Origin of the sequence: Ralstonia sp. 22086 (assembly GCF_052045975.1) — a bacterium.
GTDB lineage: Bacteria > Pseudomonadota > Gammaproteobacteria > Burkholderiales > Burkholderiaceae > Ralstonia > Ralstonia wenshanensis.
Genome location: NZ_JBQEPZ010000001.1, coordinates 705,557 through 719,737, shown reverse-complemented (window position 1 = coordinate 719,737; position 14,181 = coordinate 705,557). Strand labels below are relative to the sequence as shown.

Below are 14,181 nucleotides of genomic sequence, written 5' to 3'. Positions count from 1 at the left end.
CCATGCGTCGACTGATCCGCAAAGCGGCACGCCGCGATGAACAGGAACAGACGACGCCATCCGCGCCGTCAGCCTCCGCCGCCGGGCTGGAAGTCTCCGTAGGCGAGCCCATCGACGGGCCGCCGCTGATTCCGTTCTCACATGGTGCACCGCCGTCGTTCCCTGGGCTCGATGCGGTGCCCAATCCCATCCTCTTCGTCCGCCATCCGGCGCTGACGGTTTTCTACGCCAATCCTGCCGCTGAAGCCGCACTGGCCGTGTCCCGCCGCCAGTTGGTGGAGATGTCGCTGTACGAGCTGTTTGCCGATCCGTCGGAGCTGGCCGAGATGATCGCCACCGTGGCAGCGCGTCAGTTCGACGCCAAGCGGCGCGACGTCTCGCTCGACCGTGTGGGTCATGAGCCGCTGCACGCGCACGCCGTGGTGGGGGCGCTCGACTTTGCGCCCGGTTCGGTGCTGCTCGAGCTGCTGCCCAACGAGCAGAAGATCCGCAGCGAGCGAGAAGAGCGTCTGCTCGACCTGACCTCCGCCAACAAAGAACTGATCCGCAACCTTGCGCATGAGATCAAGAACCCGTTGGGCGGCATTCGCGGCGCGGCCCAGTTGCTGGAGTTCGAGCTGCCCGAGCGCTCGCTGCGCGAGTACACACAGGTGATCATCAAGGAATCCGACCGGTTGCAGACGCTGGTCGACCGCCTGCTGGAGCCGCACCGGCATCCACATATCGTGGGCGATGTGAACATCCACGAGGTGCTGGAGCGTGTGCGCTCGGTGGTGCTGGCGGAATTTCCGCAGGGCTTGCGGATCGTGCGCGACTACGACGCGAGCCTGCCGGAATTCCGAGGCGACAAGGAGCAGCTCATCCAGGCCGTGCTCAACATCGTTCACAACGCGGCGCATGCGCTGGGCCCTCGCATTGCGCAGGGCGACGGCGAAATCATTCTGCGCACCCGAGTGGCACGCAAAGTTACGATTGCAAAACGTCTTTACAAGCTGGCATTGGACTTGCATGTAGTGGACAACGGTCCTGGTATCCCGGAGGACATCCGCGAGCGAATCTTCTTCCCGCTGGTGTCCGGAAGGGAGGGGGGAAGTGGGTTGGGCCTGACACTCGCGCAGACGTTCGTGCAGCAGCACGATGGTCTGATCGAATGCGAGAGCAGGCCAGGCCAGACGGATTTCCGCATTCTCGTGCCGCTGCACTGAAGCGCCTGAGCTTCAGCGACGCAGCGCGAGACGGCCCAGGCGAGACGAAGTCAAGCAGACGAACCAACACATGAAGCCAATCTGGATAGTCGACGACGATCAATCCATCCGCTGGGTCCTCGAGAAGGCGCTCGCGCGTGAGAGCCTGCTCTCGCGCAGCTTTACCAACGTGCGCGACGCGCTCAATGCGCTCGACGAAGAAACGCCGCAAGTCCTGATTTCCGACGTCCGCATGCCGGGCGGCTCGGGGCTGGATCTCCTGCAGGCCATCAAGGCCAAGCACCCCGGGCTGCCGGTCATCATCATGACCGCGTATTCGGATCTGGACAGCGCCGTGGCGGCGTTCCAGGGTGGCGCGTTTGAATACCTCGCCAAGCCGTTTGACGTGGATCGCGCGGTCGAGCTGATCCGCCGCGCGCTGGAAGAGAGCCTGCGCGAAGAGGAAATCGACGATCGCCTGAGCGATGCGCCTGAGATTCTCGGTCAGGCGCCGGCCATGCAGGACGTGTTCCGCGCGATTGGGCGGCTGTCGCAGTCGAACGTGACGGTGCTGATCACCGGGGAATCGGGCACAGGTAAGGAACTGGTGGCGCGGGCGCTCCATAAGCACAGCCCGCGCGCGAGCGGCCCCTTCATCGCGCTGAATACGGCGGCGATTCCGAAAGACCTGCTCGAATCCGAGCTGTTCGGCCATGAGCGTGGCGCATTTACGGGCGCGCAGACCATGCGCCGCGGTCGCTTCGAACAAGCCGAGGGCGGCACGCTGTTCCTCGACGAAATCGGCGACATGCCGTTCGATCTGCAGACGCGGCTGCTGCGCGTGCTGTCGGATGGACATTTCTATCGCGTGGGCGGTCACAACCCGCTCAAGGCCAACGTTCGCGTCATCGCGGCCACGCACCAGAATCTTGAAACGCGCGTCAAGGACGGTCTGTTCCGCGAGGACTTGTTTCACCGCCTGAACGTGATCCGTCTGCGCTTGCCGGCGCTGCGTGAACGCCCGGAAGACATCACGCTGCTGGCACGCCATTTCCTGCAGAAGAGCGCTAAGGAACTCGGCGTGGAGCCCAAGCGCATGTCGGACGATGCGCTTGCACATATCGCCACGCTGCCGTTTCCAGGCAACGTGAGGCAACTGGAAAACCTCTGCAACTGGCTGACCGTGATGGCGCCGGCGCAGACCATCGAAGCCAAGGACTTGCCCGCCGACCTGGTGCGGGGCAACGCGCAAATGCTGCCGGCCATGGGCGACGCCCCGGCGCGCCAGGCCTTCATCGGCGAGCCTTCGCACGGTGGCGAACCGTATGGTGTTGCGCCGTCGGTCGATACGTTGCTCTCAACCGCTTCAGTGGGCGCATCCATCGCCGCAGGGTGGGAGCGTGCGCTCGCGGGTGAGGCCAAGGCCATGCTTGAAGCGGGCCAGCCTGACGTGATGGACGCGCTTACCCGTCGCTTCGAAAAGGCGATTCTGGAGGCTGCGCTTGGTGTCACGCGCGGGCGCCGCGTCGAGGCGGCAACGCGCCTGGGCATCGGCCGCAACACCATTACACGCAAATTGCAGGAGCTTGGCTTCGACTGACGCGCTGTCAGCAGGGCCAGTCCACCGAATATCGTCGAGCTTGGCGATTGGGATTGGGCGGATTTCCAATACGGGAGTCCGCCCTTTTTTTGTGCCGCGAATGCGTGCCGCGCTTAGTGCAGCTTGTGCTTCAGCTGCGACAGTTCTTCATGCGCGCGCATCACGGCAGATTCCACGGAGTGGTCGACCTTGCCGGTGGCGTTTTGGCAGGCCATCTTCGCGCGGTCGGAGCAGGCTTCGAGCTTGTCGATGGCCTCAACGAAGGTCTGCTGATCTTCAGCGCCTTCCAGGCGCGAGTGGCATTGGCGAGCTTGGTCGTCCAGTTGCTGGATCGATTGCTTCAACGAGTCGGGCACGTCCTTGTGCGAGGCACAGGTCCGGGCCAGTTCGGCGATGGTGCTTTCCGCATGTTCAAAACGCTGGCGCAGTTTCTCTGTTTGCATGGAGGGCTCCTGTCGGTTGCGTGAAAAGGGCGTTGCCGCCGTATGCACCGTTATGAGGCCGTCACATGGTGCAAAGCGGTGCAACGCCCAATTTCGGCGCAAGCGGCGTGCCGTGTGCGGCAAGCGACGCCGCACCTCCAGGTTGTGTTGCGGTGCAAGGATGCTGGGTCAGGCGCGCGGCGCGGGCAGGGCCAGAGAACGCGCTTCCAGGATGCGCTGGGCAACTTCGGCAAAGCCGCCGCCGCCCTCGGCCTCTGTGAGGTAAGTGGGCGGCACGGGCAGCGTATCGATCACGTCCAGCACATTGGCCACACCCACCGAGAGCGGGAAGAACTCGAACATTGCAGCATCGTTGGCAGAGTCGCCCACGAACACCCAGCGGTCGCGCTCGGCATGCAAGTCCAGGCCGAATGCGCGGCGCGCGAGCGACACGCTGGCGCTCAGCTTGTCGTGCTTGCCGAACCAGCCGTTGACGTGAATCGAACTGACCGTGGCATGCATGCCGTGCGTGCGCATGATGTCGACGATATGTTGCACGGCGTGTTGCGGCAGCGGCGGGACTTGCTCCGCATGATCGACAGCGAGATCCGCCGCGTGCCAAGCCTGGTCCGTTGCCAGCGCAGAACCCGGCACGGCGCGCCTGATCTCCGCACCGACTTCACGGATGCGCTCCAGATTGCGCGCGCGCGTTTGCGCGTCGTCAACAAAGTCAGTGGCCAGATGCCCGCGCGAATCGACGCGCATCGCAAACGCGCCGTTCTCGCCGATCACGGCATCGACGGGCCACAGTCGCGCGATGACTTCGCACCAGGCAATCGAGCGGCCCGTGACCGGCACGACCTTGATGCCGGCGCGATGCAGGCGCTCGAGCGCCGAGTACGTCTGCGCGGGAAGCTTCCCCCTCGTGGTGAGGGTGCCGTCCACATCGGTGAAGACGCCGGTGATATTGCGCAGCGCATCATCCGAGAGCTGGTGCAAGGCCAGCGGAATACGTCGCTCGGCGATGAGGGGCGTGGCTTCAGGCGAGTCCGGAGCGGCAGGAGTGGTGGGCGAGGCGAGCATGCTGCGGGTGCAAAAGAGAGTGTCTTGAACCCATTCTAACGGCCGTTGCAAGCCAAACCTTGGAGGGATTTCCCGATTTCTTTGTGACAGAAAGCCAAGTAACATCCCGCTGTCATAAAAATGACCGACCGTGCATATACAGTCGGCGCGCCGTGGGCGGAGCGAGGGAGCCCGCCGGGTCGAAACCAGGAGAAATCATGTCGATCAAGAAGATTGCGGGGGCCGCAGCAGTATTGGCCGCGTGTACGTTTGCGCAAGGCGCGTACGCGGTGACGGAAATCCAATGGTGGCATTCGATGGAAGGCGCCTTGAACGACAAGGTGAACGAGATCGCCGCCAAGTTCAACGCGAGCCAGTCCGACTACAAGATCGTGCCGGTCTACAAGGGCCAGTACGATGAATCGCTGGCTGCGGGCATCGCGGCATTCCGCGCCGGCAACGCACCGGCCATCCTGCAGGTGTTCGAAGTGGGTACCGCGACGATGATGAACGCCAAGGGCGCCATCGTGCCGGTGGCCAAGGTCATGAAGGACGCCGGCGAGAAATTTGATCCGAAGGCCTACGTGCCTGCTGTGGCTGGCTACTACACGTCGAACAAGGGCGAGATGCTGTCGTTCCCGTTCAACAGCTCGACGACGATCATGTATTACAACAAGGACGCCTTCAAGAAGGCCGGCCTTGACCCGAACAAGCCGCCCGCAACGTGGCAGGAAGTGGCCATCGATGCGGCCAAGCTCAAAGCCGCAGGCGTGCCCTGCGGCTACACGACCGACTGGCAGTCGTGGGTGCATCTGGAGAGCTTCTCGGCCTGGCACAACGTTTCGTTTGCGACCGAGAACAATGGTTTTGGTGGAGCAAAGGCTCGCCTGAACTTCAATGGCCCGGTGCAGATCAAGCACATCCAGAACCTGCTCGACATGGAGAAGAAGGGCTACTTCACCTACGCCGGCCGCAAGGACGAGCCGAAGGCGAAGTTCATTGCGGGTGAGTGCGCCATGCACACGGGTTCGTCGGCAGCGCTGGCGAACATCCGCAAGGGCGTGGGTACCAAGTTCGCCTTCAGCCCGGCTCCGCTGCCGTACGAAGCCGGCGTGCCGGGTGCCCCGCAGAACACGATCATCGGCGGCGCTTCGCTGTGGGTGATGGGCGGCCACAAGTCTGAAGAGTACAAGGGCGTCGCGAAGTTCTTCTCGTTCCTGTCGCGTCCGGATATCCAATCTGACTGGCACCAGTCGACCGGCTATCTGCCCGTCACGATGGAAGCGTATGAGCTGACCAAGAAGTCCGGCTACTACGACAAGAACCCGGGCGCTGACGTGGCCGTCAAGCAGATGATCGTCAAGACGACCGACAAGTCGCGCGGCATTCGTCTGGGCAACTTCCCGCAGATCCGGCAGGTGATCGACGAAGAGCTGGAAGCCGTCTGGGCCGGCAAGAAAACGCCAAAGGAAGCGCTGGACACGGCTGTGGCACGCGGCAACGAGCTGCTCGCCCGCTTCGAGAAGACCGTCAAGGAATAAGCGCCGATTCGGTGCTCGTCTAAACCGCCGGCCTCGTGCGTTCGCACCGGCCGGCGGTGCGTTTTTGGAATGTCGCATGGAAAAACGCGTCGTTTTTCGGTCGCGCTGGCTGCCGTATGTGCTGGTAGCCCCGCAGATCGTCATTACTCTGGTGTTCTTCTTCTGGCCCGCGGGGCAGGCGCTGTATCAGTCGCTGCTGCGCCAGGATGCCTTCGGCATCAACCTCGAATTCGTGGGGCTGGAGAACTTTCGTGATCTCTTCAACGATCCGACCTACCTCGGGTCGTTCCAGACCACGGCAGTGTTCGCCATTGGCGTCGCGCTGGTGGGTCTGGGCACCTCGCTGGCGCTGGCGTACTTTGCTGACCGCGCGCTGCGTGGTGCCACGTTCTACAAGACCCTGCTGATCTGGCCGTACGCCGTTGCGCCGGCCGTGGCTGGCGTCCTGTGGAGCTTCCTCTTCAACCCGACGCTGGGCATCGTGTCGTTCGTGATCCGCAAGATGGGCGTGGACTGGAACTTCGTGCTCAACGGCGGGCAGGCGCTGACGCTGGTGGTCATCATCGCGGCATGGAAGCAGATCAGCTACAACTTCCTCTTCTTCCTGGCGGGGCTGCAGAGCATTCCGAAGTCGCTGATCGAAGCGGCGGCCATTGACGGTGCGGGGCCGTGGAAGCGCTTCTGGTCGATCGTTTTTCCGCTGCTGTCGCCCACCACGTTCTTCCTGATGGTGGTGAACGTCGTGTACGCGTTCTTCGACACCTTCGCCATCATCGATTCGGTCACGCAGGGCGGGCCGTTCAAGGCGACGGAGACGCTGGTGTTCAAGGTCTATCAAGACGGCGTGCGCGGTCTCGATATCGGTGGATCGGCGGCCCAGTCGGTGATCCTCATGGCCTTGGTGATCGTGCTGACGATCGTCCAGTTCCGCTACGTCGAACGCAAAGTCCAATACTGAAAGGAGGGCAACCGCACCATGATTGAACGCCGTCCGTTCCTGGACTTCCTCACCCACGTCGTGCTGATCCTTGGCGTGATCGTCGTGGCGTTTCCGGTGTACGTTGTATTCGTCGCATCGTCATTGACGGCCGAAGACGTGCTGCAAGCACCGATGACGCTGATTCCTGGTCCGCACCTCATCGAGAACTACCGCACGGTGCTCACGTCGGGCATGGGCAACTCGGCCACGCCGGTCGGCACCATGCTGATGAACAGCCTGATCATGGCGTTGGGCATCTCGCTCGGGAAGATCGCGATCTCCATCATCTCGGCCTTCGCGATCGTCTATTTCAAGTTCCCGCTGCGCAAGACGTTCTTCTGGCTCATCTTCGTTACGCTGATGCTTCCGGTGGAAGTTCGCATCCTGCCCACGTACAAGGTGGTGTCGGATCTCGGCATGCTGAACAGCTACTTCGGCCTGACCATTCCGATCATCGCGTCGGCCACGGCCACGTTCCTGTTCCGGCAGTTCTTCCTGACCATTCCCGATGAACTGGCGGAAGCTGCGCGCATCGATGGCGCCGGCCCGCTCAAGTTCTTCTGGGATGTGGTGCTGCCGCTCTCGCGCACCAGCATCGCGGCGCTGTTCGTGATCCAGTTCATTTACGGCTGGAACCAGTACCTCTGGCCGCTCTTGATCACGACCGAAAAGAGCATGACGCCGATCGTGCTGGGCGTGACGCAAATGATCTCTCGCTCTGGCGATTCCGCCACCGACTGGAACCTGCTGATGGCCACCGTGATGCTGGCCATGTTGCCGCCCGCGGCAATCGTGATCGGCATGCAGCGGTGGTTTGTGAAGGGCCTCGTCGAAACCGAAAAGTAAAAGAAGCAAGATGGCAAAACTTTCGCTACGCAACGTCCAGAAGCATTACGCCAACCTCCAGGTCGTGCACGGCATCGACATGGAAATCGGCGACGGGGAGTTCATCGTCATCGTCGGCCCGTCGGGCTGCGGCAAGTCCACGCTGCTGCGCATGGTGGCGGGGCTGGAGCCCATCACCGGTGGTGAAGTGTGGATTGGCGACCGCGTCGTCAACGAACTGGAGCCGGCCGAGCGCGATATCGCGATGGTGTTCCAGAACTACGCGCTGTATCCGCACATGAGCGTGTTCGACAACATGGCCTACGGCCTGAAGATTCGCGGCTTGCCCAAGAGCGATATTCAGGCGCGTGTGGAACAGGCGGCGGGCATTCTTGAACTCGGCAAGCTGCTGGATCGCAAGCCGCGCCAGCTCTCGGGCGGCCAACGCCAGCGTGTGGCCATGGGCCGCGCGATCGTGCGTGAGCCGGCCGTGTTCCTGTTCGACGAGCCGCTCTCCAACCTGGATGCCAAGCTGCGCGTGCAGATGCGCCTGGAGCTGAAGGATCTACATCGCCGTCTGCGCACGACGAGTCTTTACGTCACGCACGATCAAGTTGAAGCGATGACGTTGGCTGATCGCATGATGGTGCTCAACGGCGGGCGGGTCGAGCAGATCGGCACGCCGCTTGAGGTGTACTCGCGTCCGGCCAGCACGTTCGTGGCGGGTTTCATCGGTTCGCCGCCGATGAACCTCGTGCCCGTGTCGCGCCATGCCGGCGGCGGTACGCAGATCCGGGTGGATGGTGCGAAGGAGGGTGAGGCTGCCGCCACGCTGGGCCACCTGCCGATGGGCCTTCACCTGCCCGAGCGCGCGCTGATGGGTTTGCGCCCCGAGCACATCGAGCCGTGCTCTGCCGATGAGGCCATCGCCTTGATTGACGTGCGCGTGGTCGAAGCCCTCGGTGCAGATGCGTTCGCGTACGGCACGCTGGCGGGTCACCCTGTCGTGGTCCGCCTGGAACCGCACGCCAGCGTAAAGGCCGGTGACAAGCTGCCGATCACCGCCTCGGCCGAGCATCTGCACTGGTTCGACCCGCAAACCACGCGCCGCATCGAGGCCCTGGCATGACCGGCGCAGGCGTCTTGCCGGCCTGGCCGTATCCGCGTGCCATTGCACACCGTGGCGCGGGCAAGCTGGCGCCCGAGAACACGCTCGCGGCGTTCCGCCATGGCGCATCGTTCGGCTACCGCATGTTCGAGTTTGATGTGAAGCTCTCCGGCGACGGCGTGTCAGTCCTGTTGCACGATGCCACGCTGGATCGCACCACGAACGGCGCAGGCCGCCTCGATGCGCTCACGCTCGGTCAGATTGCGCAACTCGACGCAGGCAGTTGGCACAGCCCCGCCTATGCCGGCGAGCCGGTGCCGACGCTGGCAGCCATCACGCGCTACCTGCGCGCCAACAACTTCCTCGCCAATATCGAGATCAAGCCGGTGCCGGGCGCGGAGTGGCGCACGGGCGCTGCTGTTGCGCTCGATGCCCGCACGCTGTGGGCCGGCGCCGACGTGCCGCCGCTGCTGTCGTCGTTCTCCGAAGAAGCGCTGGCCGCCGCGCGCGAAGCTGCGCCGGAGTTGCCTCGCGCTTTGCTGCTCGACAAACTGCCCGCTGATTGGCTCGATCGCCTGCGTGCATTGGATTGTGTTGCGCTCGACGCCAACCATCGCGAACTGACGCCCGAAATCATTGACGAGGCACACGCCGCAGGGTTTCGCGTCTGCTGCTACACGGTCAATGACCTGGACCGTGCGCAGTTGCTCTGGGGCGCTGGGCTGGATGGGTTGATCACCGATTGGGTCGACCGTATTTCGCCCGCCTGAATGTGATGGAAGCATGGCTTTGACGTCGCATAACAAGCGTCGTTTGTCACGTCAAAGAATCAGAATATTGCTTATAAACATGCTATGCTTCCCCTCCGTGAAGACTTAGGTCCTTCCCGCACAACTTGTCTGTAAAAGCTGTCTCGGTACCTCCTTTCTGCATTGCGCGATCCGGTCCGACCAGGTGATTTCAGGCGATTTAGTTTGCGATCCGCTAACCGGTCAAGCCGTGTCGCGGAAGGTTGATGAACCCGCTGAACTCCGGCAGACCCGGAGAAAAGTGAGCGCCCCATGACAGAGCTGTATAAGCAGTACCAGGACACTTCGTACCTGTCCGGCGGTAACGCCGCCTACGTTGAAGATCAGTACGAAGCGTATCTTCAAGATCCCACGTCCGTTAGCGAGGCCCTGCGCGCGTACTTCGATGCGCTGCAGAACGTCCCCGCCGTCGACGGTTCCAACGCCCGGGATATCCCCCACGCCCCCATCGTCACGTCGTTTGCTGAGCGCGCCAAGTCCGGCCCGATCAAGACGATTGTCGCGTCTGCCGATTCCGATATGGGTCGCAAGCGCGTGTCGGCCACGCAGCTGATCGCTGCGTACCGCAATGTGGGCCTGCGTTGGGCCGATCTTGATCCGCTCAAGCGTCAGGAGCGCCCGCCGGTGCCGGATCTCGACCCGGCTTTCTACGGTTTCACCGAAGCCGATCAGGACATCATCTTCAATGCCAGCAACACGTATTTCGGCAAGGAGTCGATGAGCCTGCGCGAGCTGGTCAACAACCTGCGCGAAACGTACTGCGGCTCGATCGGTGCCGAATTCATGTACATCAGCGACCAGGCCCAAAAGCGCTGGTGGCAGGAGCGTCTGGAAACCATTCGCTCCAAGCCGACGTTCTCGGCTGAAAAGAAGAAGCACATCCTGGAACGCCTGACGGCCGCTGAGGGCCTCGAGCGCTTCCTGCATACCAAGTACGTCGGTCAGAAGCGCTTCTCGCTGGAAGGCGGCGAGAGCTTCATCGCGGCGATGGACGAACTGATCCAGCACGCCGGCGCCAAGGGCGTGCAGGAAATCGTGATCGGCATGGCCCACCGCGGCCGTCTGAACGTGCTGGTCAACACGCTGGGCAAGATGCCCGCCGACCTGTTTGCCGAATTCGAAGGCAAGCACGTGGACGACCTGCCGGCCGGCGACGTGAAGTACCACAAGGGTTTCTCGAGCGACGTCACCACCCCGGGCGGCCCCGTCCACCTGTCGCTGGCGTTCAACCCGTCGCACCTGGAAATCGTCAACCCGGTCGTGGAAGGCTCGGTCAAGGCACGTCAGGAACGCCGCGGTGACAAGCACGGCGCGCAAGTGCTGGCAGTGCAGGTGCACGGCGACGCGGCCTTCGCTGGCCAGGGCGTTGTGATGGAAACGCTGAACCTCGCACAAACGCGTGGTTACGGCACGGGCGGCACGATCCACATCGTCATCAACAACCAGATCGGTTTCACGACGTCGGACCCGCGCGACTCGCGCTCGACGCTGTACTGTACCGACGTGGTCAAGATGATCGAAGCGCCGGTCCTCCACGTGAACGGTGACGATCCGGAAGCCGTCGTGCTGGCCATGCAACTGGCCGTGGATTACCGTACCGAGTTCCAGAAGGACATCGCGGTCGACATCATCTGCTTCCGAAAGCTCGGCCACAACGAGCAAGATACGCCGGCGATGACGCAGCCGCTGATGTACAAGAAGATCGGCACGCATCCCGGTACGCGCAAGCTCTACGCAGACAAGCTCGTCACGCAGAACACGCTGAAGACCGAAGAGCCGGACGGCCTCGTGCAGGAATTTCGCGCCGCCATGGACGCGGGCAAGCACACGGTCGACCCGGTGCTGTCGAACTTCAAGAACAAGTTCGCTGTGGACTGGATGCCGTTCCTGAACCGCAAGTGGACGGATGCGGCCGATACCGCCGTGCCGATGGCCGAACTCAAGCGTCTGGCCGAACGCATCACCGCCATCCCCGATCACTTCAAGCTGCACCCGCTGGTTGAGAACGTCGTCAACAACCGCGCCAAGATGGGCAAGGGCGAGCTGTCGCTGGACTGGGGCATGGGCGAGCACCTGGCCTTCGCATCGCTGGTGGCGTCGGGCTATCCGGTGCGTATCACCGGTCAGGACGCTGGTCGCGGTACGTTCACGCACCGCCACGCCGTGCTGCACGATCAGAACCGCGAGCGTTGGGACGCCGGCAGCTACATCCCGCTGCAGAACGTGTCGGAGAGCCAAGCTCCCTTTACGGTGATCGACTCGGTGTTGTCGGAAGAAGCCGTGATGGGCTTCGAATACGGCTATTCGTCGGCTGAGCCGAACACCCTGGTGATCTGGGAAGCCCAGTTCGGCGACTTCGCCAACGGCGCACAGGTGGTGATTGACCAGTTCATCTCGTCGGGCGAAGTGAAATGGGGCCGCGCCTCAGGCTTGACGCTGATGCTGCCGCACGGCTACGAAGGCCAAGGTCCGGAGCACAGCTCGGCACGCCTGGAGCGCTACCTGCAGCTCTGCGCAGACCACAACATGCAAGTGGTGCAGCCGACCACGCCGGCACAGATCTTCCACCTGCTGCGTCGCCAGATGATCCGGATGTTCCGCAAGCCGCTGATCATCCTGACGCCGAAGTCGCTGCTGCGCAGCAAGGATGCGGTGTCGCCGCTGTCGGATCTGGCCAAGGGCCATTTCGAAACGGTGATCGCCGATACGGCCGAAGATCTGAACGCCGCCAAGGTCAAGCGCGTCGTGGCCTGCTCGGGCAAGGTCTACTACGACCTGGTCAACGCCCGTAAGGAGCGTGGCCTGACCGACACGGCCATCATCCGCGTGGAACAGCTCTATCCGTTCCCGCACAAGGCGTTCGCAGCCGAGCTGAAGAAGTATCCGAACCTCGCCGAAGTGGTGTGGTGCCAGGACGAGCCGCAGAACCAGGGTGCCTGGTTCTTCGTGCAGCACTACATCCTCGAGAACATGACCGAGGGTCAGAAGCTGGGCTACGCAGGCCGCCCGGCATCGGCATCGCCGGCCGTGGGCTACTACGCGAAGCACAACGAGCAGCAGAAGGCGCTGATCGATGCCGCGTTCGGCAAGCTCAAGGGCTTCGTGCTGAACAAGTAAGCGACCTCTGCACCAGGGCGGCAGCTTCGGCTGTCGCCTTGACGCATCTTCGCTCCCGAATTCCACCGTATATCGAATTTAGCGCGGCTCCCGCACAAGAGGAGCACGTGCACATGAATCCAAGGAAGCACCGAAATGGCTATCGTTGAAGTCAAGGTCCCGCAGTTTTCCGAGTCCGTTGAAGAGGGCACGCTGATCTCCTGGAAGAAGAAGCCGGGCGAAGCCGTGGCCCAGGACGAAATCCTGATCGAAGTCGAGACCGACAAGGTCGTGCTGGAAGTGCCGGCCCCGTCGGCTGGCGTGCTGGCTGAAGTGCTGGTGGCGGACGGCGCAACCGTGACGTCGGAACAACTGCTGGCCAAGATCGACACCGAAGGCAAGGCAGGCGCTGCCGCTCCGGCTGCTGCTGCACCGGCTCCCGCAGCCGCTGCACCGGCTCCGGCTGCCGCCGCTCCGGCCGCTGCTGCTGCGGGTGGCGTGGCCATGCCGTCGGCTGCCAAGCTGATGGCTGAGAACAACCTGTCGGCTGGCCAAGTGGCCGGCACGGGCCGCGATGGTCGCATCACCAAGGGCGACGTGCTGGGTGCCGTGGCTGGTGGCGCCAAGCCGGCTGCAGCTGCTGCTCCGCAAGCCGCTCGTCCGGCGCTGCAGCAAGTCGCTGCACCGGTAGATTTCGCCGCCCTGGGCGACCGTCCGGAAGAGCGCGTGCCGATGAGCCGCCTGCGTGCCCGTATCGCCGAGCGCCTGGTGCAATCGCAATCGACCAACGCCATCCTCACCACCTTCAACGAAGTCAACATGAAGCCGGTGATGGACTTGCGCGCCAAGTTCAAGGACCAGTTCGAGAAGACCCATGGCGTGAAGCTGGGCTTCATGTCGTTCTTCGTGAAGGCGGCTGTCCACGCACTGAAGAAGTACCCGGTCATCAACGCCTCGGTTGACGGCAACGACATCGTGTACCACGGCTACTTCGACATCGGTATCGCTGTCGGCTCGCCGCGCGGCCTGGTGGTGCCCATCCTGCGCAATGCCGACCAGATGAGCCTGGCCGATATCGAGAAGAAGATTGCCGAATTCGGCCAGAAGGCCAAGGACGGCAAGCTGACGCTCGACGACCTGACCGGCGGTACGTTCTCGATCTCGAACGGCGGCACGTTCGGCTCAATGCTGTCGACCCCGATCATCAACCCGCCGCAATCGGCCATCCTGGGCGTGCACGCCACCAAGGACCGTGCTGTGGTGGAGAACGGCCAAGTCGTCGTTCGCCCGATGAACTATCTGGCCATGTCCTACGACCACCGCATCATCGACGGCCGCGAAGCCGTGCTGGGTCTGGTGGCGATGAAGGAAGCGCTGGAAGACCCGGCCCGCCTGCTGCTGGATCTGTAAACCTGCCCACGGTCCTACTGCGCGGCCCGATCTTAAACCTGCGATGCTCGCCGTACCCGTGTACGGCTGCGCTTCTCGCTCCAACCTCGGGCCGCTCGCTACAGACCGTGAACAGGTTTGAACCGATTGTTGACGTTCCCGCTCA

At 63.0% G+C, this 14,181-nt stretch carries 11 protein-coding genes; 9 read left to right on the top strand and 2 right to left on the bottom strand.

The window, feature by feature from the left end:
• Positions 1–2 precede the first annotated feature (2 nt).
• On the top strand, positions 3–1,205 hold the full coding sequence (gene glnL / locus ACTJK6_RS03345) for a nitrogen regulation protein NR(II) (protein WP_232042533.1): 1,203 nt from the start codon (positions 3–5) through the stop codon (positions 1,203–1,205).
• A gap of 70 nt (positions 1,206–1,275) precedes the next feature.
• Positions 1,276–2,784 carry a nitrogen regulation protein NR(I) gene (gene ntrC / locus ACTJK6_RS03340; RefSeq protein ID WP_260802629.1) on the top strand — a complete coding sequence of 503 codons (1,509 nt, stop codon included), beginning with the start codon at positions 1,276–1,278 and terminating at the stop codon, positions 2,782–2,784.
• Between the two features lie 113 nt (positions 2,785–2,897).
• Here the strand turns inward: ntrC and ACTJK6_RS03335 are convergent, their stop codons facing one another.
• Together ACTJK6_RS03335 and ACTJK6_RS03330 are read right to left on the bottom strand one after the other, a co-directional pair.
• Entirely contained in the window at positions 2,898–3,227 is a 330-nt protein-coding gene (locus ACTJK6_RS03335; protein WP_024975937.1) for a hypothetical protein, read from the bottom strand.
• A gap of 168 nt (positions 3,228–3,395) precedes the next feature.
• Positions 3,396–4,289, bottom strand: coding sequence for an HAD family hydrolase (locus ACTJK6_RS03330; protein ID WP_440838343.1), 894 nt, complete (start codon positions 4,287–4,289; stop codon positions 3,396–3,398).
• A 197-nt stretch (positions 4,290–4,486) separates the two neighbouring features.
• On the opposite strand from ACTJK6_RS03330, the gene ugpB reads away from it, so the two are divergent.
• The 7 genes from ugpB to odhB all read left to right on the top strand — a co-directional run bounded on the left by ugpB (position 4,487) and on the right by odhB (position 14,036).
• Positions 4,487–5,809 carry a sn-glycerol-3-phosphate ABC transporter substrate-binding protein UgpB gene (gene ugpB / locus ACTJK6_RS03325; protein WP_260802627.1) on the top strand — a complete coding sequence of 441 codons (1,323 nt, stop codon included), beginning with the start codon at positions 4,487–4,489 and terminating at the stop codon, positions 5,807–5,809.
• A gap of 76 nt (positions 5,810–5,885) precedes the next feature.
• Positions 5,886–6,767, top strand: coding sequence for a sn-glycerol-3-phosphate ABC transporter permease UgpA (ugpA, locus tag ACTJK6_RS03320; RefSeq protein ID WP_232042537.1), 882 nt, complete (start codon positions 5,886–5,888; stop codon positions 6,765–6,767).
• 18 nt (positions 6,768–6,785) lie between these two features.
• The gene (gene ugpE / locus ACTJK6_RS03315; RefSeq protein ID WP_440838342.1) at positions 6,786–7,634 is read left to right on the top strand and encodes a sn-glycerol-3-phosphate ABC transporter permease UgpE; all 849 of its coding nucleotides are present in this window, start codon (positions 6,786–6,788) and stop codon (positions 7,632–7,634) included.
• Positions 7,635–7,644: 10 nt separating this feature from the next.
• Positions 7,645–8,742, top strand: a complete 1,098-nt coding sequence (locus tag ACTJK6_RS03310) for a sn-glycerol-3-phosphate import ATP-binding protein UgpC (RefSeq protein WP_316868831.1) — start codon at positions 7,645–7,647, stop codon at positions 8,740–8,742.
• The gene (gene ugpQ, locus ACTJK6_RS03305; RefSeq protein WP_440838341.1) at positions 8,739–9,491 is read left to right on the top strand and encodes a glycerophosphodiester phosphodiesterase; all 753 of its coding nucleotides are present in this window, start codon (positions 8,739–8,741) and stop codon (positions 9,489–9,491) included. Before ACTJK6_RS03310 ends, ugpQ begins: the two co-directional genes overlap by 4 nt.
• Before the next feature lie 291 nt (positions 9,492–9,782).
• Entirely contained in the window at positions 9,783–12,647 is a 2,865-nt protein-coding gene (locus ACTJK6_RS03300; RefSeq protein WP_232042540.1) for a 2-oxoglutarate dehydrogenase E1 component, read from the top strand.
• 135 nt (positions 12,648–12,782) lie between these two features.
• The gene (gene odhB, locus ACTJK6_RS03295; RefSeq protein WP_024975929.1) at positions 12,783–14,036 is read left to right on the top strand and encodes a 2-oxoglutarate dehydrogenase complex dihydrolipoyllysine-residue succinyltransferase; all 1,254 of its coding nucleotides are present in this window, start codon (positions 12,783–12,785) and stop codon (positions 14,034–14,036) included.
• The last annotated feature ends 145 nt before the right edge of the window (positions 14,037–14,181 follow it).